Origin of the sequence: Haloplanus sp., from assembly GCF_028275055.1 — an archaeon.
Classification (GTDB): Archaea; Halobacteriota; Halobacteria; order Halobacteriales; family Haloferacaceae; genus Haloplanus.
On the sequence record NZ_JAQCNJ010000037.1, the window covers coordinates 1 to 18,871 of the forward strand.

Annotated in this window: 16 protein-coding genes and 1 pseudogene; 9 read left to right on the top strand and 8 right to left on the bottom strand. The window is 65.6% G+C overall.

The annotated features are described in order from the left end of the window. A partial coding sequence (locus tag Q0925_RS04605) for a helix-hairpin-helix domain-containing protein (RefSeq protein WP_299332308.1) occupies positions 1 to 998 on the bottom strand: 998 nt, incomplete at its 3' end. 217 nt (positions 999 to 1,215) lie between these two features. Here Q0925_RS04605 and Q0925_RS04610 point away from each other — a divergent pair. Both Q0925_RS04610 and larE read left to right on the top strand, forming a co-directional pair. Further along, positions 1,216 to 1,551 (top strand): phosphate-starvation-inducible PsiE family protein, encoded by a 336-nt coding sequence (locus tag Q0925_RS04610; RefSeq protein WP_299332332.1) that lies wholly within the window; start codon positions 1,216 to 1,218, stop codon positions 1,549 to 1,551. 38 nt (positions 1,552 to 1,589) lie between these two features. Beyond that, positions 1,590 to 2,468 carry an ATP-dependent sacrificial sulfur transferase LarE gene (gene larE, locus Q0925_RS04615; RefSeq protein WP_299332310.1) on the top strand — a complete coding sequence of 293 codons (879 nt, stop codon included), beginning with the start codon at positions 1,590 to 1,592 and terminating at the stop codon, positions 2,466 to 2,468. A gap of 23 nt (positions 2,469 to 2,491) precedes the next feature. On the opposite strand, the gene Q0925_RS04620 is transcribed toward larE, so the two are convergent. Together Q0925_RS04620 and tatC (Q0925_RS04625) are read right to left on the bottom strand one after the other, a co-directional pair. Then, complete coding sequence (locus Q0925_RS04620; protein WP_299332312.1) at positions 2,492 to 3,121, bottom strand: histidine phosphatase family protein; 630 nt, start codon at positions 3,119 to 3,121, stop codon at positions 2,492 to 2,494. Between the two features lie 88 nt (positions 3,122 to 3,209). Continuing rightward, positions 3,210 to 4,598, bottom strand: coding sequence for a twin-arginine translocase subunit TatC (tatC, locus tag Q0925_RS04625; protein ID WP_299332314.1), 1,389 nt, complete (start codon positions 4,596 to 4,598; stop codon positions 3,210 to 3,212). A 133-nt stretch (positions 4,599 to 4,731) separates the two neighbouring features. Between tatC (Q0925_RS04625) and tatC (Q0925_RS04630) the strand changes: the two genes are divergently transcribed. Beyond that, complete coding sequence (gene tatC, locus Q0925_RS04630) at positions 4,732 to 6,915, top strand: twin-arginine translocase subunit TatC (RefSeq protein ID WP_299332315.1); 2,184 nt, start codon at positions 4,732 to 4,734, stop codon at positions 6,913 to 6,915. 3 nt (positions 6,916 to 6,918) lie between these two features. On the opposite strand, the gene Q0925_RS04635 is transcribed toward tatC (Q0925_RS04630), so the two are convergent. Both Q0925_RS04635 and eno read right to left on the bottom strand, forming a co-directional pair. Then, positions 6,919 to 8,307 carry a glycerate kinase type-2 family protein gene (locus Q0925_RS04635; protein ID WP_299332317.1) on the bottom strand — a complete coding sequence of 463 codons (1,389 nt, stop codon included), beginning with the start codon at positions 8,305 to 8,307 and terminating at the stop codon, positions 6,919 to 6,921. Beyond that, positions 8,304 to 9,578, bottom strand: coding sequence for a phosphopyruvate hydratase (eno, locus tag Q0925_RS04640; protein ID WP_299332319.1), 1,275 nt, complete (start codon positions 9,576 to 9,578; stop codon positions 8,304 to 8,306). Before eno ends, Q0925_RS04635 begins: the two co-directional genes overlap by 4 nt. 219 nt (positions 9,579 to 9,797) lie before the next feature. Here eno and Q0925_RS04645 point away from each other — a divergent pair, with 219 nt between their 5' ends. Both Q0925_RS04645 and Q0925_RS04650 read left to right on the top strand, forming a co-directional pair. Continuing rightward, positions 9,798 to 9,974 (top strand): ribbon-helix-helix domain-containing protein, encoded by a 177-nt coding sequence (locus Q0925_RS04645; protein ID WP_299332320.1) that lies wholly within the window; start codon positions 9,798 to 9,800, stop codon positions 9,972 to 9,974. Then, a complete protein-coding gene (locus Q0925_RS04650; RefSeq protein ID WP_299332322.1) occupies positions 9,971 to 10,735 on the top strand; it encodes a queuosine precursor transporter in 765 nt (254 codons plus the stop codon). Before Q0925_RS04645 ends, Q0925_RS04650 begins: the two co-directional genes overlap by 4 nt. On the opposite strand, the gene Q0925_RS04655 is transcribed toward Q0925_RS04650, so the two are convergent. Next, positions 10,732 to 11,499: a 23S rRNA (uridine(2552)-2'-O)-methyltransferase gene (locus tag Q0925_RS04655; RefSeq protein ID WP_299332324.1), complete on the bottom strand. Its 768-nt coding sequence runs from the start codon at positions 11,497 to 11,499 to the stop codon at positions 10,732 to 10,734. The genes Q0925_RS04650 and Q0925_RS04655 overlap by 4 nt on opposite strands. Positions 11,500 to 11,958: 459 nt before the next feature. Here Q0925_RS04655 and Q0925_RS04660 point away from each other — a divergent pair, with 459 nt between their 5' ends. Continuing rightward, positions 11,959 to 12,702 carry a DNA polymerase sliding clamp gene (locus Q0925_RS04660; protein ID WP_299332326.1) on the top strand — a complete coding sequence of 248 codons (744 nt, stop codon included), beginning with the start codon at positions 11,959 to 11,961 and terminating at the stop codon, positions 12,700 to 12,702. Between the two features lie 4 nt (positions 12,703 to 12,706). Here Q0925_RS04660 and Q0925_RS04665 read toward each other — a convergent pair whose 3' ends face one another. Further along, the gene (locus tag Q0925_RS04665; RefSeq protein WP_299332327.1) at positions 12,707 to 12,847 is read right to left on the bottom strand and encodes a hypothetical protein; all 141 of its coding nucleotides are present in this window, start codon (positions 12,845 to 12,847) and stop codon (positions 12,707 to 12,709) included. Between the two features lie 261 nt (positions 12,848 to 13,108). Here Q0925_RS04665 and Q0925_RS04670 point away from each other — a divergent pair, with 261 nt between their 5' ends. The 3 genes from Q0925_RS04670 to Q0925_RS04680 all read left to right on the top strand — a co-directional run bounded on the left by Q0925_RS04670 (position 13,109) and on the right by Q0925_RS04680 (position 18,198). Beyond that, a complete protein-coding gene (locus Q0925_RS04670) occupies positions 13,109 to 14,119 on the top strand; it encodes a transcription initiation factor IIB (protein ID WP_299332329.1) in 1,011 nt (336 codons plus the stop codon). Positions 14,120 to 14,167: 48 nt separating this feature from the next. Continuing rightward, complete coding sequence (gene sufU, locus Q0925_RS04675; RefSeq protein ID WP_299332330.1) at positions 14,168 to 14,587, top strand: Fe-S cluster assembly sulfur transfer protein SufU; 420 nt, start codon at positions 14,168 to 14,170, stop codon at positions 14,585 to 14,587. Between the two features lie 704 nt (positions 14,588 to 15,291). Continuing rightward, positions 15,292 to 18,198: a DUF6517 family protein gene (locus Q0925_RS04680; RefSeq protein ID WP_299332331.1), complete on the top strand. Its 2,907-nt coding sequence runs from the start codon at positions 15,292 to 15,294 to the stop codon at positions 18,196 to 18,198. Between the two features lie 310 nt (positions 18,199 to 18,508). Here the strand turns inward: Q0925_RS04680 and radA are convergent. Then, positions 18,509 to 18,871: pseudogene (gene radA / locus Q0925_RS04690) on the bottom strand (DNA repair and recombination protein RadA); the annotation flags it as partial.

Sequence of the window (18,871 nt, forward strand, 5' to 3'; positions counted from 1 at the left end):
TCGGCGAGTTCCCGGGAGAGAAGGGCGTCGACGCGTGCGCCCTGTTCGACCAGCGAGAGAAAGTCCGTCCCCTCGATGGTCACGTCCCGTTCGCGGATCGCGGTCCGGAGATGGTCGTTGGCGGCGGATTCGGCGGTCCCGACGGCGGCCTCAAGATCGTCGACAGCGGTGATCAGCCGGTCGAGTTCGTCGTCGCCGACGGGGGTACCGTCGTCGTTGAGGCGGGCGAGGGCGTCCTGAAGCGCGTCGGGGTCACAGGGTGGCTCCATTCCCGCCGTCTCGTGGACGCGGGCGGCCGCCAACAGGGCGTTCCGGTTCGCCGCAAAAAACGAGAGGAGTCGTTCGGGGACGACCGTCTCGGGGTCCTCAAGCGCACCGGGACGGACCCGGATGTCGCCGTCGACATCGACGCCCGCAAACGTCTCGTCCAGGACGATCACCGTCGCGTACGAACGGGCGAGGTCCGCCAGATCACGGGCGTCGTCGACGATTTCGACCGAGAGTTCGGGGATGGCCTCCTCGGCCGCGGCGTAGGTTTCGGCGTCGGCGGTGGCAAGACACCGGTCGCGAACCCGCGTCGGCGGCGGATCGACCAAGGGTTCGACGTCCGCCAGCGCGTCGAGGGTCGCCTCGTCTACCTCGTGGCCCGTGGCCCGGTCGACGAGGGCTCGAACCTCCTCGATCCGGGAGACCGCACCGGTGGGAACGAACGTCGCCATTCGGTGGGCGGCGTAGTCGGTGACGGCCCGGGCTTGGAGGAGGTCGAGGATCGACTCGTAGCAGTCACGGGCGCGGTCGGTGGCGAGAAACTCGGCGTCGACACCGTGGTCGTGCCGGACGGCCGCGCGGGCGATGGTTGCGGCCCGGCCGGCCGAGATGCCGGGCGCGTCCGCGAGGGTCGCCACATCACCCTCCCGAAGCGCGCGTTCGGGGTCGTCGAGTTCGGCGAGCGCGGCCGCCGTTTTTTCACCGACACCCGGGATGGCCGTAAGCTCCATGCGGCAGGCAGTATCGCCCCATCCGGCAAAACGTTGCGGGTGGTAAGGTTATGATCTGGAGCCGCCGTACCGTCCGACCTGACAGGGGTGGCGGATCGAAGTCTGAACGAGCGACGCCTCAGTCACGTGTCGGAGCGGGTGATGCGGGGCTCAAACTCGGCACCGCAGGGCTGCTCGTCGTGTTGTTCGCCGTCGGAGTCTTCGACTTTGCCTCCGAATCTTCGAGTTGGGCGTGTCCGGGCGGATCACCGACCCGCGTGCGGTCGTCGGTCTCATCGACACGGCCCTGCTCCTGTTTATTATCGTCGAGGTGTTTCTGACCGTTATCGCATACAGCCGCGACGAGTCTGTCGTTCGGATCGTTCTCGGCGCCGGTCTCATCGCCATCGCGCGGAAGATCATCACGTTCCGAACCGAGGCGTACGCTTCGGCGGAGACGGCGTTGTTCGCCGCGGTGTCGTACGGCGGACTCCTCGCCGTGGTCGGAACGCTGTTCTACGCGACCCGCCGGCAGGCGGACGGCGGCGAGGTCGAGTCCGCGGACCTCGTTTAGACAACGCGCTTTTGCCCGTCGGTACGGTAGGGAGGGCAATGACACGGAGCCTCGACGCGAAACTCGACGCCGCTCGGGACGCTCTCGCGGAGCGCGACGGCGTCGTCGTCGCCTTCTCCGGCGGCGTGGATTCGAGTGTCGTCGCCGCCCTCGCCTACGATGCCCTCGGCGACGACGCGGTGGCGTGTACGGCCAGAAGCGAGACGCTCCCCGCGGACGAACTCGATGACGCGAAACGGGTCGCCGACGAGATCGGGGTTCGCCACGAGACGGTCACCTTCTCCGAACTTGACAACCCCGACTTCGTGGCGAACGACGACGACCGGTGTTACCACTGCCGGACGATGCGTCTGGGGCGGATGTACGACGTGGCCCGCGAACTGGGGATCGGGACGGTTTGTGATGGCACGAACGCCTCGGACCCCGGCGGCGGTCACCGCCCCGGCCTGCGTGCCGTCGACGAACTGGACGTGTTCTCGCCGCTGCTCGCTCACGACATCACCAAGTCGGAGGTCCGGGAGGTCGCGGACCGCTACGGTCTCTCCGTCGCCGACAAGCCCTCGATGGCGTGTCTCTCCTCGCGCATCCCGACCGGGCTCGAGGTGACCGAGGAGCGACTCAGCCGCGTTGAGAAAGCCGAGACGCTGCTTCGGACGTGGGGGTTCTCGCAGTTCCGCGTCCGCGACCACGAGGGCCTCGCCCGCATCGAGGTGGCGCCCGACGAACTCGACGCCGCCTTGGATACGGAGTTCATCAGAGCGGCCCGCGAACACCTCACCGACGCGGGCTTCGACCACGTCACCCTCGACCTGCACGGCTACCGGACGGGAAGCGTAAGCCCCGACGAGGAAAACGAGGGATCGGACCCCGTCGTCGAGAACGTCTTCGACCGGGAGTACCCGGTCAGCGAGGACTGACCGGCGTCTGCGTCGGTCGGGACCTACGCTGGCGGCGCGTCGAGAAAGTCCGTCCGGTTTTCGGCGACGAGCGTCGCCGTGCCGTTGGCCACCCGAACCTCGTTCAGCGCGCAGTTGTCCTGTTCGCCGTCGACGACGGCGTCGACGATGTCGCGGCCGTCAACGGCGCCGACGAGAAGGGAGAGCGGCCCGCCGTGACAGACGACGACCACCGTCTCGTCGGGGCCGCTCTCGTCACGGACGGCGGCCCAGCGAGCCCGGACGCGGTCGTGTAGTTCACGGAGGCTCTCGCCGCTTTCCGGACGGGCATCCACGGCGTCCCGACCGGCCCGAGAGATCGACAGACGGTCGTGGTTCTCGAACACAGCCGCGTTCGGAAGCCCTTGGAACCGTCCGAAATCCCGTTCCCGCCACGCCGGTTCGAGGGTCGGGTCAGAACCGACGGCGTCGGCGACGTGAGACGCGGTCTGTTTAGCGCGTCGGAGGTCGGAGGCAAGCACCCGGTCCACGTCGTAGTCGGCGGCGAGATGGGCCGCGAGCGACCGGGCCTGTTCGTGACCGCGGTCGGTCAGCGCCGTGGGCGCCCAGCCTTGGAGGCGGCCCTCGCGGTTCCACGTGGTTTCGCCGTGCCGGGTGAAGAGAAACGTCGTCACAGTCCATGGTACGGTGTTCTCCCACAAGAACGTTCCTCGGACGGAGCTAAAGGCCAGGGAGCCCTCTGGATGTGAGTCGGTTTCACGGTTAGCTGCCGGTCCACCGGAGGAGGGCGAGCGTACCCTCGAACAGCGTGATCATCGTCGCGGCGACGATGATGGGGGCCATTCCCGTTGGATCGGGGCTGACGAGAAAGGCGAGTCCGAGAAAGCCACCCCAGAACAACAGGCGACGATCCTCCAGCCACACACGGGTGGTGAGGTTCATCATGATCGCGAGCATGATGAAAAGGGGAATCTGGAAAACGAGCGCCATGTAGCCCATGAGAACGAGGATGAGGCCGAACGTCTCCTCGAGACCGAAGGCCACGACGGCGGTTCCGGTGGTGTAGGAGGTGAAGTACGCGAAGATGGCCGGCAGAACGACGAAGTGGGCGAAGGCGACGCCGATCAACGCGAGAACGAGACTGGTGGGGACGGCGGCGAGGTAGTAGCGGCGTTCGCGGGGGAAGAGTCCGGGGCGCATGAACAGGTACGTCTCGTAAACTGCGATGGGAAGACCAACGACGAAGCCGGCGAGGGCGGCGACCTTGAGTTCGGTAACCAGCAGTTCGAGCGGACCGTAAAGCCGCGGCCGGCGGTCGGTGATGGTATCCGCACCCGGGATGTGGGAGTTCCAGAGAAAGTTGATGAGTTGGTCGGCGGCGGGAAAAACGGCGAGGGTGACGACTCCGCCGACGATGAGAACGACCGCGAGACGGCGAACCATCTCCTCGATGTGGTCCGCAAGCGGCATCTCCTCGTCGGAGGCCGGGCCCTCGCCGAGAACACCGTCCTCGATACTGTCGGTTGGTTCGGCCGGCGGGGCTTGGGCCGGCGGCCCCGCTGTCGGCGTGCCGGCGGCGCCGGCGGTGTCTGCGGTGTCGGCGAGAAGCGATTTGCCGTCGGCCGTCGCGTCGGCCGCGGCGTCGGCGGCGTCGGCGAGAAGTGATCCGTCGTCGGCCGTGGACTCGTCCGACGGGTCGGTGTTGTCCGCCCCCGTTTCCGAAGGGGACGCGGTCGGACCGGCGGTTGCCCTTTCCTCCGGGTCGGCGGTCGAACCGTTGTCCGGAACCTCGTTCACGATGTTCGGTTCGAAGTCGAGGTCCGGGTCGTCGTCGAGTTCCTCGTCCGGGACCGGTGCGCCGACGGCGTTTGAGACACTCCGGCGTTCGTCCCGGTCGTACGGGTCGTCGGAACCGGTCGCGCCGGCGGGAGCCTGTTCGTCGGCCGCGAGGGTGTCGTCATCGTCGAGAAAGTCCTCAATGGAGCCGCCGGCCTCGGGGGCGTCGTCGGGCGTGTAAACCGTGTCCGTTTCCGGATCGATATCGGTTTCGGAGGCGTCGTCGTCGCGGTCGGAAGACTCGGGGGTAGCTGGGGGTTCAGACGGCTCGTCCGTCGGTCCGGACTGCGGTTCCGGCTCCGAGTCCTCAGCCATTTGCCACACATATCCGCCGTGCTGTTATAGGCCTTTTTCCATCGTGCTCCGATGACGTCCGCCCCCGACGCGGCGAGACCGGACCGACGGCGGAGAGAAAAGATTGATGATGCCGAAACGGGTTCTATACTGTATGTCGAGCGCGCTGGACGAGGATACCCGTCAAACGCTGGACGCCGGCCGAGAGACCGCTGGCGCAATGCTCCGGTCCGCCCAGAAGGACCTTCAAAAGGTGTTCATGGTGTTTCTCGTCGGGTTCATCGGAGCGTTCTACGCGCTCAGACTGTACGTGTGGGGCTTTCTCGAAGGGATCACCCGGTCGCGACTGGACGAGGTTGCGTCGGGCGAACTCGAGATCATCGCCCAGACGCCGTTCGACGTGATCCTTCTGCAAGCGAAGATCGGTCTCGTCGTGGGGATTCTGATCGGGTTGCCGGTGCTTGTCTACTTTTCACGGGACGCGCTCAGGGACCGTGGCCTGTGGCCCTCATCCCCGGTGTCGCGGTGGAAAATCGTTCTCGGCGCATTGGTTGCGACCGGCCTGTTCGCCGCCGGGCTGGCCTACGGCTACCTCGTCTTTTTCCCGGTGATGTTCGCCTTTCTCGCAAACAACGCCATTTCGGCCGGCTTCACACCCACCTACTCGATCGTTCTCTGGGCACAGTTCATCTTCCTGCTCACGCTCTCTTTCGGCCTGGCGGCACAACTCCCGTTGGCGATGAGCGGGCTGTCGTACGCCGAGATCGTCCCGTACGAGACGTTCCGCGACCGCTGGCGTTACGCCGTCGCCGGGATGGTCGCCGCCGGGGCGTTGTTCACGCCGCCGGATCCGTTCACCCAGATTATGTGGGCGGTGCCGATGATCGTTCTCTACGGGTTCAGCCTCTATCTCACGAAGGTTGTCGTAACGGCCAAGCGCGGGAGCGAACGGCTCGATATCGGGACGGCCGCCGGCCGCCACTGGAACGTCATTCTCGGGGTCGGGGTCGTGGGCGGCCTGTTGGTGTACGCCTTTCTGACCCGTGGCGGGCTCCCGGCCGCGAACGATGCGCTCGCGTTGGCGGGAAGTTCACAACGCCTCGGCGGACCGGGAACGGCGCTCCCCGTCTCGCGGAGCGCCGGACTGGCGCTGTGGACGACAGCCGGTATCCTCGTGGGGACCGCCGTCGCGTTCATGTACTACGTCTACGCCGAGCTGGAGGCGGCGGTCGATCCGGCGACCGTCGGCGACCCGAGCGATATCGACCTCTCGGAACTCGACGCCGACGGACTTCGGGCTGCCCCCCCGGAAGCCTTCGCTACGTTGAGCGAGAACGAGGCTGTGGCGATGGCGGGCGAGGCGATGGAGGCGGGCAACGAGAAGCGAGCGCGCGCCATTCTCGACCGATTCGACGAGGCGGAGGACGCCGACAGCGGTGACGGCGGCGACACCGGCGACGGCACCGGGTCGACGGCGGACGAACTCGGCGACCGGGCGAGCCGTGCCGGCGGCACCTTTCTCGATGAATTCACCGAGGGCGAGACCGACGACGACATCGGCGGCTACTACAGCGACGTGACATTTATCCTCGACAGTCTCACCTCGCGGGCGTTCCGCATTGCCGCCGTCTTCAGCATCGTTCTCGCGTCGACGTTCGGGTGGCTCTACACCGGCGGCATCGGCCGCGTGTTCGAGCAGTTCCTTTCGCAGTTGCCGAGTCAGGTGACGCCGGAGGATATCAGCGTCGTCGCGCTCCACCCGATGGAGGCGCTGATCTTCGAGGTGAAGTTCTCGGCGCTGATCGCCGCTCTCGTTACCTTTCCGGTCGTCATGTACTACGCGTGGCCGGCGCTCCGCGAGCGTGGGTTCGTCCGTGGGAACCGTAACGTCATCTTCGGCTGGGCCGCGGCGCTCGTCGTTGGCCTTCTCGGCGGCTTTGCTCTCGGCTACACCACCGTCGCGCCGACGGTCATCTCCTATCTCGCCGGCGACGGCGTTCGGGCGAACATGATCATCGCCTACCGCATCACCAACTTCTTCTGGCTCATCTTTTTCACCACCGCCGGGATCGGCCTGCTTGCGGACGTGCCCGTTCTGATGCTCCTGCTCAACGCTGCCGGCGTCTCCTACCGGGCCATGCGGGGGCGGTGGCGCGAGGTGGTCGTCGGCGTCATGGCGTTCGCCGCCGTCGCGACGCCGGCCGACGTGACGACGATGTTTCTCGTGACGATTCCGCTGATGGTCGCTTACGGTGTCGGCCTCGGCGTTCTGTTCGTGGTGACACTCGGCGGTCGCCGTAACCTCGCCCCGGAACGGGACGTGGTCCCGGAGTCGTAGGGCTTACGCGACGAGCGTCAGGCGAAGATCCATCACGTTCGTTCCCGTCGGCCCCGTGAGCACCGCGTCGTCAACCGTCCGGAGCGCCGGCGTGGTGTCGTGACGGTGGAGGTGGTCCCGGGCGTCGAACCCTGCCTCGGACAGTCGCGTGACCGTCGTGGCGTCGACGAGACCGCCGGCGACGTCGGTCGGGCCGTCCGTGCCGTCGGTCCCGAGTGCAAGCGTCGTGATCGCCGGTCGGTCGGCCCCGTGGTCGTTGTCGGTGTCTGCAAGTTCCACGGCGGCAGCGAGGGCGAACTCCTGGTTCGGCCCGCCATCGCCGTCGCCGTCGCCAACGGTGACGGTCGTCTCACCGCCCGAGATCAGCATACAAGGGGGGGTAGCCGGTCGGCCGTGGGTCGCCACCTCGTCGGCGACGGCGGTGAGACAGGTCGCAACCGCCCCGCTCTCACCTTCGACGGTGGTCGAGAGGATCAACGGGGTGTATCCGGACTCTGCGGCGTGGTCGCGGGCGGCCTCCGGCGCGTCGGCCGGCCCCGCGAGAACGACGGCGTGCGTGTCGGTGGTGGCGAGATCAGCCGGCGTCGGCGTCTCGGGTTCGCCGCCGTCGCGGCCGCGCCGGAGGTGGTCGACCACGGTCGGGGGGACGACGTCGATGAGACCGTGTCGTGTCAACACGTCGAGAGCGTCGGCGTAGGTCGTCCGGTCGCCGACGGTCGGTCCCCACGGCTCGCCCGCAACCTCGTCGACGACGACGAGCGTAGCCGTCGCCGCGGGGGCAATACGCTCGGCGAGGCGACCCCCCTTGCTCGCCGAGCAGTGTTTCCGGACGGCGTTTATCTCCTCGATCCGGAGGCCGGCGGAGAGCAGGGTGTCCGTCGTCTCGGCGAGGTCGGCGGATGAGAGGCCGTCGGCGGGGGCGACGAGGGTCGCCGACGCCCCGCCGGTGATCGGCGCGAGAACGAGGTCGTTCGGCCCGGCGGCGTCAGCGAGGGTCAGCGCTCGCCGGCCGACCGCGTTGCTGGTCTTGTCCGGGAGCGGGTGGCCGGCCGCGACGACAGCAACCGCGCCGGTCGACCGTGACCGATCACTCCAAGTTGCCTTCTCGGCCACCACACCGTCGTCGATCCGGTCGCCGAGAAGGGTGTCGAGTTCGGCCGCCACCGCAGCCGAGCCTTTGCCTCCACCGATCACGTACACGTCCTCAACGGCGTTGAGGTCGTAGGTGCGGTCGCCGACGCGGAGGCGAGCGTCGTCACGTTCCACGGCCGCGGGGACGGTCCGTCGCGGATGGACGGCGTCGAGTGCCGCCGCCGCGGCGTCGAGAAGCGCCTCACGGGCCTGGCGGTTGCCGTGGTCGGTCAGGGTGTCGCGGTTGCGGACGGTCGTCATCGGTCGAGTGCGTCGCCCGGAGGGCCGAACGTCGCCACGCCGTCGAGGTCGGCCTCGATCTCGAGCAGGCGGTTGTACTGTTCGGTTCGCTCGCCCCGGGTGACGCCGGTTTTGATCTGGCCGGCGCCGAGGCCAACCGCGAGGTCCGCGAGCCACGTGTCGGGCGTCTGCCCCGAGCGCTCGGATACCTGCACTGCGTAGCCGTTTCGGGTGGCGAGACGCGCCGCCTCGGTCGCCTCGGTGACGGTCCCGACCTGATTTATCTTCCAGAGAAGGGCGGTTCCCGCGCCGTGGTCGATCCCCGTCCGGAGGCGATCGGGTGTTGTAGCGAACAGGTCGTCGCCGACGATCTGGACGTCGAGACGGTCGGTCAGGTCGGCGACGCCGGCGAAATCCGCCTGATCGAGCGGGTCCTCCAACGAGACGATGGGGTAGGTGTCGACGAGATTCTCGTAGAATGCGACGAGGTCGGCCCGCGTCATCGCCTCGCCACACAGGTCGTAGGTCTCCGTCTCGGGGTCGTAGAAGTGCGAGGCCGCTACGTCGGCCGCGAGGGCGAACTCGCCGTCGTAGCCACAGGCTTCGATCGCGCGGCATTCAAGTTCGAACGCCTCGCGAGGGTCGTCGACGCCGAGTGGGGTGTAGCCGCCCTCGTCGCCGACGTTACACGACGCCGCACCGTACTCCGAACGGAGGATGTCGCCGAGTTCGTAGTACACCTCCGCGGTCCACCGGACGGCCTCGGCGACGGAGTCGGCGCCGACGGGGACGACCTGATGTTCCTGAAACGGGCGGTCGCCACCGGCGAGTTCGCCGCCCTCGATCAGGTCGAAAAACGGAAGCGGAATGACGTGGGCGTCGGCTCCGCCGACGTAGCGATACAAAGGCAGGCCGGTCGCGGCCGCGCCCGCACGAAGAACGGCCAGCGAGACGCCGACGACGGCGTTACCACCCAGGTTCTCCTTGGTGTCCGTGCCGTCGAGGGCAACGAGGGCGGCGTCGACATCCCGCTGGTCGGTCACGTCGCGGCCGCGCAGTTCGGGCGCGATCCGGTCCTCGACGGCCGAAACGGCGTCACGGACGCCGAGGCCGCGGTAGCGGTCGTCGCCGTCGCGGCGGTCGTAGGCCTCGTATGCGCCCCGAGAACGGCCACGGGGAACGTCCGCTCGCCCGGTTCCGGCGGGTGTCTCGACGGTGACCCGAAGGGTCGGCTCCAGTCGGTTGTCGAGGATTTCCCGTGCGGTGATTGCGTCGATGGGTGCGTCGGTCATCTCGTGGTTGCGCTACGTCCGGCGGCGGGAAAGACAGTTGGGGAGACACGACCGGGCGGCGGCAGGTCGGCGTCTCCCCTCCGCGGCGCCCTCGACCGACCGGATGTGTGTCGGACCGCCGAGTGAGGCCGTCGCGTTTAACACTCCGACCCGAAAATATGACTCAGAGAGTTCCATGCGAATATTCGAACGTGCCGAACGCGGACGGAGGGACCCAGCGTGACCAAGATCAGCGTCGAAGTTCCCGACGAACTGCTCGCGGATTTAGACGACCACGTCGGGGAGAACGGCAAGTTCGTCAACCGGAGCGACGCGGTCCGGGCGTCGATCCGGAAGACGCTTGACCTGTTGGATGACATCGACGCCCGCCACGGGCGACTGGAGTCGGAGGAATGAGCGCCGGCAACGACTGGCCGGTCGGCCGGGTGGCGATTTTGGCGTTGTTCGTCACGGCGCTTGTCGCCGCACAGTTGACCGCGGCGAAGGTGCTCGCGATTCCGCTCCCGACAGAGGTGCCGCGGGTCGGCGGGACGGTGCTTCTTCCGGGGGCGGCGCTCGCCTACGCGCTCACCTTTTTTGCGTCGGACTGTTACGGCGAACTGTACGGCCGGCGGGCGGCGCGGATACTGGTGAACGTCGGCTTCACGATGAACTTCGTGCTGCTCGCGCTGGTGTGGTCGACCATTCTCGCGCCGGGGCAGAACGCGGAGTTCGCCGCGCAGTTCGAGGGCGTTCTCGCGCCGGCGACGAACATCGTCGCAGGGAGCCTGCTCGCGTATCTGGTCAGTCAAAACTGGGATGTGGCGGTCTTCCACCGTCTTCGAGCGGTAACCGACGGCAACTTTCTCTGGCTCCGGAACATCGTCTCGACGGCGACGAGTCAGGCCATCGACACCGTCATTTTCGTCGGTGTCGCCTTTTATCTCCTGCCGACGTACGCGGGGGTCGGGAACGCCACGCCGTGGAACGTCGTCGTCGCGTTGATGCTCGGCCAGTACCTTCTCAAACTCCTGATCGCCGTTGTGGATACACCCTTCGTGTACGCGGTGGTCGGCATCGTGCGGTCGCGGGCCGACGCCGCGGCGAAAGCCGACGCCGCGGCGAAAGCCGGCGACAGAGAAAGCAACCCCGAGAAGCCGATGGTCGACGAGTTCTAATCTCGCCGCTCGGCGAAGGCAAAACGGGGTTTCACCTCGTCGATCCGGACCGCGACCTCCTCGCCGACCGTCGTGTCGGGGACAAAGATCGTAAAGCCGTCGATGCGGGCGATGCCGTCGCCCTCGCGGCCCTCGTCGACGATGTCGACCGTACGCTCGTCGCCTGCGGTCACGGGTGCGGTGAGATGCCCCTTTGCGACGAGGTAGAGTTCCGACGACGCGTCCCGGGAGGCCTCCGGGTGGACCGCCCGCACGTACTCGAAGTCCTCCTCCATCTCCTCGCGAAGAGCCGCGAGGTCCGGCCCCTCAAACACCTTTGTCACGAGGTCGCCACCCGGAGCCAACAGGTCGAGCGCGGCGTGGTATGCCTGTCGAGCGAGATAAACCGACCGCGCGTGGTCGACGGAGTACTCGCCGGTCATGTTCGGCGCCATATCCGAGAGAACGACATCGACCGCATCGCCGGCCGCGTCGCGGAGGCGGTCGATCGTCTCCTGATCGGTCAGGTCGCCACGGATCGTCTCGACGCCGCCGTGGTCGAGAGCCTCGATGCGCTGGAGGTCGACACCGACGACGGTACCCTGTGGGCCGACCGCCTCGGCGGCGACCTGAAGCCACCCACCCGGTGCCGCGCCGAGGTCGACCACCGAATCGCCCCGGTCGAACAGGTCGGCTTCGCCGTCGAGTTGCTTCAGTTTGTACGCAGACCGGGCGCGGTACCCCTCCTGTTTCGCGCGGTTGTAGTACTCGTCCCGTTCGGTCATGGTCGTCTCACCGACGCTCGTGGGTCGTCCCGCTCGGGGAGTGGTGGCGAGTCTGCGGTCATACGCTGAGAAACGCCGTCGACGCTGAAAGGGACATCGGATGGTGACGACGACAACGGGGAACCGAGACTGTCGGGTCGGCCCGGGACGGGCCGTGCTGGATGGTAGCGCGACCTCGGTCTCCCATCGCGGGGGCGACGCCTCAACCGGCGTCGGTGGCGGCGGTCGTCACGACCCTGTCGGAGGAATGTGCCGGGCGACCGCGAGTCGGTCGGTCGACGGTTCGGTCAGCCAACAACAGGGCGTCGGCGACGAGCGGCCCGGTCCGCGGTGTCGAGTGCGCCACGGGTTCGATGGTCGTACGCCGTCCGGCGTCGGCGGAGACGACACCGCATCGTGCGCGCCCGCTCGCGAACGAACAGCGGGTATTTTTAACACTAGGGGCGTACCACTGGGTACATGTTCAACGCCATCGTGAGCGCCTCAACGCTCCGGGACGCCCTCGACTCCGTGAGCGTGCTAGTCGACGAGTGCAAGATGCGACTCAACGAGGACGGCCTGGCGATCCGCGCGGTCGACCCGGCGAACGTGGGGATGGTCGACCTCTCGCTGGAGGCGGCGGCGTTCGAGTCCTACGAGGCCGACGGGGGCGTTATCGGTGTCAACCTCGCTCGTCTCGAGGACATCGCGGGGATGGGAAACGCCGGCGACCTGGTGCACCTCGAACTCGACGAGGAGACCCGCAAGCTTCACATCCGGATCGACGGGCTGTCCTACACGCTCGCGTTGATCGACCCCGACTCCATCCGACAGGAGCCGGACATTCCTGACCTCGACCTGCCGGCACGCATCGTCGTCGAGGGAAACCAACTCGACCGCGGGATCACGGCGGCGGACATGGTGTCAGACCACATCAACCTCCGTGTCGACGAGGGCGATGCGACGTTCCACATCGAGGCGGAGGGTGACACCGACGACGTGGACTTCGAGATGGGAGCCGACGACCTCATCGACCTCAACGCCGGTCCGGCCAGTTCGTTGTTCTCACTCGACTATCTGAAAGATATGGACAAGGCGATTCCCGGCGACGCCGAGGTGACGGTCGAACTCGGCGAGGAGTTCCCTGTGAAGCTTCATTATGACTTCGCCGAGGGGCTCGGGAACGTAACCTTCATGCTCGCGCCACGGATCCAAAGCGAGTAACCGTTCAGACGGATCGGCACGCGTCGTCTTCGCCCTGCTCACACAGGCGACGAAGCATCTGACAGGCCTGTTCGTTTCCTTCGGCACAGAGTCGCTCGGCGGTCACAACGGTTCCTTTCGACTCCGGGTTGGTTTCGACTTTCATACGAACAGTATGCGTTACGTTCACAAGAATGTCGGGCGGTCGTGTGAAACGACCACATGACCGAGACGCCGGACAAACTATTATGTATCTTGAGTTTGCTCTCGCTGAGAGTGTGTCAGCGGCAGTGATCGAGTAGCCGAATAGTTTATATATAGTCGGCAGATTCAACCAGGGATTTATATTGCCGTAGAACTAACTGATAGTCAAGGAAGAACACACCGTTCGGGACCGGCCCGTGCGGTCGTGACGCCCACGTTTATTATGACGGAAACACGCATTTGGACGTCCGACGAGACGGAGCGAAAAGAAACAACGGCAACGGCACGGACGGAACCAACCGACCACGAACACGAACGCGAACACGAACATGGCTGCCCCGAGTGTGGCGGGTCGCTCGTCGCCGACGAGGAACACGGCGAGACGGCGTGTCAGGACTGTGGCCTCATCGTCGAGGAGAACGAGGTCGACCGGGGGCCCGAGTGGCGGGCCTTCGATGCGGCCGAACGGGACGAGAAAGCGCGGGTCGGGTCGCCGACGACGAAGATGATGCACGACAAGGGGCTGTCGACGACCATCGACTGGCAGGACAAGGACGCCTACGGAAACTCCCTCTCATCGCGACAACGCGAGAAGATGCAGCGCCTGCGCACCTGGAACCGCCGGTTCCAGACCCAAAATCATCAGGAACGCAACCTTCGACAGGCCCTCGGCGAGATCGACCGCATGGCCTCGGCGCTTGGCCTCCCCGAGAACGTCCGCGAAACCGCCTCGGTGATCTACCGCCGCGCCCTCGAAGACGACCTTCTCCCCGGTCGTTCCATTGAAGGCATCGCCACGAGTTCGCTCTACGCCGCCGCCCGGCAGGTAGGTGTCCCCCGGACCATCGACGAGGTGGCGCGGGTCAGCCGTGTCGACGAGGATGAGTTCAAACGAGCCTACCGGTATGTCGTTCGGGAACTCAACCTCGAGGTTGCGCCGGCGGATCCGGTGAGCTACGTCACCCGTTTTGCATCCGAACTCGACGTGTCGGGCGAGGCCGAGCGACTGGCCCGCGAGCTGCTCCAAGCGGCCAAAAACAAAGGCGTCCACAGCGGCAGAAACCCGGTCGGTCTCGCCGCCGCGGCCGTTTACGCCGCACCGCTGCTCACAAACGAGGAGGTCACACAGAAGCAGGTCGGCGAGGTAGCGGACATCTCCGAAGTGACGATCCGAAACCGCTACAAGGAACTGCTCGATGCCTACGAGGCCGACGGTGGGGCCGTGCCGGCCTGAGCCGGCCCGGAATCCTTTTACTCGGCAGTACCATATCTTGGAACAACTATGGGTATGGGCTCGGACATGTACCGACAGCAGATTCTCGATCACTACAAGAACCCCCGGAATCACGGGGAACTCGATGATCCGACGTTCTCTCACGTCGGCGAGAACCCGTCGTGTGGCGACACGATCAAGATCGACGTACGCCTCGATAGCGACGGCGAAACCATCGAGTACGCCAGTTTCTCCGGCGACGGCTGTGCGATCAGTCAGGCGAGCGCGAGCATGCTCACCGAACGGCTCCCCGGCACCACGCTTGGCGAACTCAACGAGATGGACCGGGACGACGTGGTGGAGATGCTGGGCGTCGACATCAGCCCCATGCGGATCAAGTGTGCCGTTCTCGCGGAGAAGGTCGTCCAAGACGGCGCGAAGATCCACGAGGGCGAGGTAGAGATCGAAGAAACGACCACCGAAGACTGAAACCGAGTGTCGGCGGTGACCGGCGGTGTGACCGTCGGCTAGATACGAGAACTCGGGGACTAGTCCGGCGTCTTGTACGCGCATTACGGCCTCTGGCGAGGATCAGGATGCCGGCAAATCGGACGTTCATTTCGGTTTTCACCTGCGGAAGGAATCGACACACCGAGGTGTGGCCGAAAACGGTGCTCTCGATGCCGCGGTCATCTATTGTCGCCTGAATGGTTTCGTCGTCGGGACCCCACCACGTCATCGATACGTTCGGGGCGGAACGTGTTCTCACCGTTGAGGAAAATAACACCTCACAGTCGGTGAGCGAGACCCCGACGGAGTGATACGTAACCTGAACGGGTCGGTTTGAACCGCTCGGATATGACACACTCGCCGACACCGGTCGGGACGCTATCGAGAGACAGTTGGTGGCATTAAATTTTTTATTTTACATTTTATTTTGTCACGTAGGATCGCGATGATCCCGAAAACGAGAGGTGATAGTGTGAGGAAAACTAACGTCCACATCGGGACGTCTCGGGTCGCTCGATGCAGTCACACGGTCGAGGACGTTGGGGGAGCATCGGTCAACGCCGCCACGATGGAAATAACCGGGGGGTCCGCCTCCCCCAACGACACACGGGCTAACACCGGCGTCAGCACGCACGCTGACGATGCACACACCGACATCCGAGCTCTCGGCGGACACACAGAGCATGCCAGACAGTAACGAGCGGAACGAACCGACGCCAAGACGACGGTTTCTGCAGTTTGCCGGCGCAACAGCCGGCGTGACGATGCTATCGGGGTGTAGTTTACTCAATCAGGACGAAACGGAGTTTTCGGCGACACCGTATGGACTTGACCCGGAGGGACGGCAGGCCTTCGGATTTCGGGAGGTTAGTCAGGAGACGGTCGAAACCACGGTGTCCGGCGAAGCAGCCGGCATCGACGCAAACGTGACCCTCACCAGTCACGTTGCTGCCTACGGCTTTGACGCGGGCACCCCGGATGTCGTGTCCTGGGCGGTCCCGGCCGACGACTCGTGGTCCGCCGCGGTCATTTCGACACCGGAACCGAACATTGGGGGACAACAGATCAATCCACTCTCTCAGACGCCGGTGACGGAGTTGCTCACCGGAGAAAGTGGGGGGCAGTTTCGGGAGGCGTTGAGTTTAGACACAGACTGGGAGTGTGGCCCCGAGCGACTGAACGAGGAGCGTGGACGGATGCTCGGACGGGACGCCGAATTTCAGATACATACCGGCGTTCTCGGTGGAGACGGACGGACCGGCGTCGCCGTGTACAGCAGCCGTGTGCAGGCCGAGGGGGATACGGTCATCTTCGGTGCCGTCAACCGCCGTCGCGTTCCGCAGGATGCCGGTGTTGGCTCGGCTTGTCTCACCCCACAGCGACCGCAGGACCCAGAAGGGGACGCTCCGGAACTCCCCGAACAACGGCTGGCGGTCTCCGAACAGATTGCCGAGGTCCTCGAACTCGCACGGCGGATCCGTAATCGGGCGGCCCCCGGAGGATCGGACGGTACCGACGACTCGAACTATTTCGAGTCGCTGCCCGACGTGACCGTCTCGAACGTTCGGTTGGTCCAGAAGGTCGAACAGTCCAGTCTGTCGGGAAGCGGTAACGCCCTGTCCGACCCGCCGATCGTCGCAGACCAGCCCACCGCCGTCCTGTTTGACCTCACGGGGAGTAACCTCCAAGACCTCGATAAAAAGGGGGTCAAGGTGTGGATCCTCGTCGGTCGGACCGGGAGCCCATCCCAGAGACGGCTCACCTTCTGGATTCGCCGCAGTGACCTCATCGATATCGTTACCGGTGACAGCACGGCCGCGAAGTTCCACCAGATGGCCCGGACGGCGGACTCGGACACCGATCCACCGATATTTTCGGTCGATCCGACATCGGTTACGGTCCGCGTCACTAACCCCAACGGACTGGGTGGGTTCGACACGATGGACAGCGTGAACAAACCGGTGTCGAACACCACCAGTCTGTCGACACCACTCCGGGTCGGATTCATCCACGTTGAGGATCCCGGGGCGACACACTCCCCGCGGTTCACCAGAAGGGAGGCACGGCAAAAGAACAAAAACTACACCACCGACATCGACTGGGGCGACGCGAACGGCGAGGCGGCGAACTACGACCGGTCGGTGCGGAGTTCGTTCGAGTATCTCAGGCGAGTGTTCCCCGGCGACATCGTGGGGTACAAACACCCGAAAGAGGACCCGGTCGTCGGTGTTATTTCCGAGAACTGGACCAACCTCTGGGACAACGGTGCCGGAAAGGACGCATGGCAGGCCAGACAGACGTTGAACAAGATCCGGACGCGACCGAATTTCCCGCGGAGCGATGGGGAGATACTGACCACGGGGGGTAGCAGCCGTCAAAACGCCATCGACCTCATTGACGCCGACACGGGTGGTGCCTTCGACATCCGGGTGATGATTCTCCCGAAAGGGACCGGCGGGTCGAACAGAGCAAACTACTTCGCCGCCCACTCGATGGGTGCTTCGGGGTACCACTGGGGGTTCAAGTTCGCGGTGGGGAGTCTTGAAGCCCTGCCGAGAGGGGACGACATCTCGCACGCAACCACGACTGCACAGGAGATCGGTCATCGGTTCGCACTACCGCTGTACTCGGGGGCATTCAGACGGGGAGGGAGCGACGACCTGCACGCGAACGCGAGCCTACGGTCGGTGGGCTACGACCTGACCGACAGGTTCACGCTGATTACCAACCCCGGCGTGCCGGACGGCAGTTTCAGCGTCGATCCGCCCCAGGTCTCGCGCGGAGCCCTCGCACCGAAGCGCTACCCCAGTTACATGAGCTACGCCGGGGGCGACAAGTGGGCCGACAGCAAGGTCCACCGGTACCTCGCGAACGGCGGGTTCAGTGTCGGGTATAGCGGCGGCTCGAACCCCAATATCAACACCGGGGCCGGCGCGGGAGCGGCCGATCTGTCGCCACAGGTGGACGACACGGGAGGAGAGGTACAGCCGGTGATCGAGGCTCTCGCACTCGCCGTCGATGGTGACCTCCAATTCGACACCGTCGTCGTCCGCGACACCATCCCCCGAGACGCTGGCGGTGGAGCGTTTGAAACCGAGCGAACCGACGACACACAGTCGGTTGAGGTGAGCCTCTTGGGACCGAGAAACCAGCAACTCGTGACGGCGACCGTCCCCGACCGGCTCCACGGTTCTCACGGCGACCGCCCCCACAGCTATGTTGGCATCTCGCTGCCGTTCCGGGAGTCGGGAGTCTCACTCGTCGCTGAGCGGGCCGGTGCTACGACCAGTTTGAACGCGATCACGGGGCCGGTGCGGGACGCCGTCGGTCGTGTGCCCGCGGAAGGATTACGTGGCGGCGAGGAAACACGGGAACGTCTGAGGACGGACCTCAACGACGTCGCTGCGGCTATGGATATGAACCGATACGGGGCGGCGGCGACGGCACTCGGAGAACGAGTCCGTGGGCCGATCGCGGACAGCGTGGGCGAATACGACGGCTCTGCCGCCGACCCCAGCCGTGCCGACCTCTTGGGACTGGTTGACCGGCTGACCCGGCGACTCGAGACGATAGCCGAAGGGGTGGGATGACACTCCGGCACGTCCGCGTGTACGGTCGCCGCCCGTAGCCGAAGCGGCCACTCTCGACCGTCCGGGGCGGCTCCGTAGTCGGCGTTAGGGGGTGACAGCACCGTGGTGGACCCCGGTGGGAAAAGCCGATTCAGTACGAGAACGAACGCCTCAGACCGGTGCTGCTCAGTGGTCAGTTAATGCACGGTGTGATCGACTCCGACGTGAGTCGGGGTCGCACCCGGTGTCGGCTGTGGGTCGGTGGTGTGGACCCATCGATGGACGGTGGTCCGAGGGCGAGTTGAACGTCGAAGAGACGACCGGGGAGTCATTACTCGGGAACCAGTCCGGCGTCCTGTACGCGCATCACAGCCTCGCCGTCTGCGAGGTTCGGCGCATCGACGAGTCGGACGATCCGCTTGTCGCCTTTCGACTTGCGGAGGTAGATCCGGAACGTCGAGGTGTGGCCGAGGATGTTGCCGCCGATGGGCTGTGTCGGGTCGCCGAAGTAGGAGTCGGGATTCGACGCGACCTGATTCGTCACGAGAACGGCGGCGTTGTAGAGGTCACCGATACGCATCAGATCGTGGAGGTGTTTGTTGAGTTTCTGCTGGCGGTCGGCGAGTTCACCGCGGCCGACGTACTCGGCGCGGAAGTGTGCGGTGAGCGAGTCGACGTTGAGCAGGCGAACCGG

Coding starts and splice junctions, on each gene's coding strand:
- larE (WP_299332310.1), top strand. CDS start 1,590: ATGACACGGAGCCTCGACGCGAAACTCGACGCCGCTCGGGACGCTCTC.
- tatC (WP_299332314.1), bottom strand. CDS start 4,598: ATGGCTGAGGACTCGGAGCCGGAACCGCAGTCCGGACCGACGGACGAG.
- tatC (WP_299332315.1), top strand. CDS start 4,732: ATGTCGAGCGCGCTGGACGAGGATACCCGTCAAACGCTGGACGCCGGC.
- Q0925_RS04635 (WP_299332317.1), bottom strand. CDS start 8,307: ATGACGACCGTCCGCAACCGCGACACCCTGACCGACCACGGCAACCGC.
- eno (WP_299332319.1), bottom strand. CDS start 9,578: ATGACCGACGCACCCATCGACGCAATCACCGCACGGGAAATCCTCGAC.
- Q0925_RS04650 (WP_299332322.1), top strand. CDS start 9,971: ATGAGCGCCGGCAACGACTGGCCGGTCGGCCGGGTGGCGATTTTGGCG.
- Q0925_RS04655 (WP_299332324.1), bottom strand. CDS start 11,499: ATGACCGAACGGGACGAGTACTACAACCGCGCGAAACAGGAGGGGTAC.
- Q0925_RS04660 (WP_299332326.1), top strand. CDS start 11,959: ATGTTCAACGCCATCGTGAGCGCCTCAACGCTCCGGGACGCCCTCGAC.
- Q0925_RS04665 (WP_299332327.1), bottom strand. CDS start 12,847: ATGAAAGTCGAAACCAACCCGGAGTCGAAAGGAACCGTTGTGACCGCC.
- Q0925_RS04670 (WP_299332329.1), top strand. CDS start 13,109: ATGACGGAAACACGCATTTGGACGTCCGACGAGACGGAGCGAAAAGAA.
- sufU (WP_299332330.1), top strand. CDS start 14,168: ATGGGTATGGGCTCGGACATGTACCGACAGCAGATTCTCGATCACTAC.
- Q0925_RS04680 (WP_299332331.1), top strand. CDS start 15,292: ATGCCAGACAGTAACGAGCGGAACGAACCGACGCCAAGACGACGGTTT.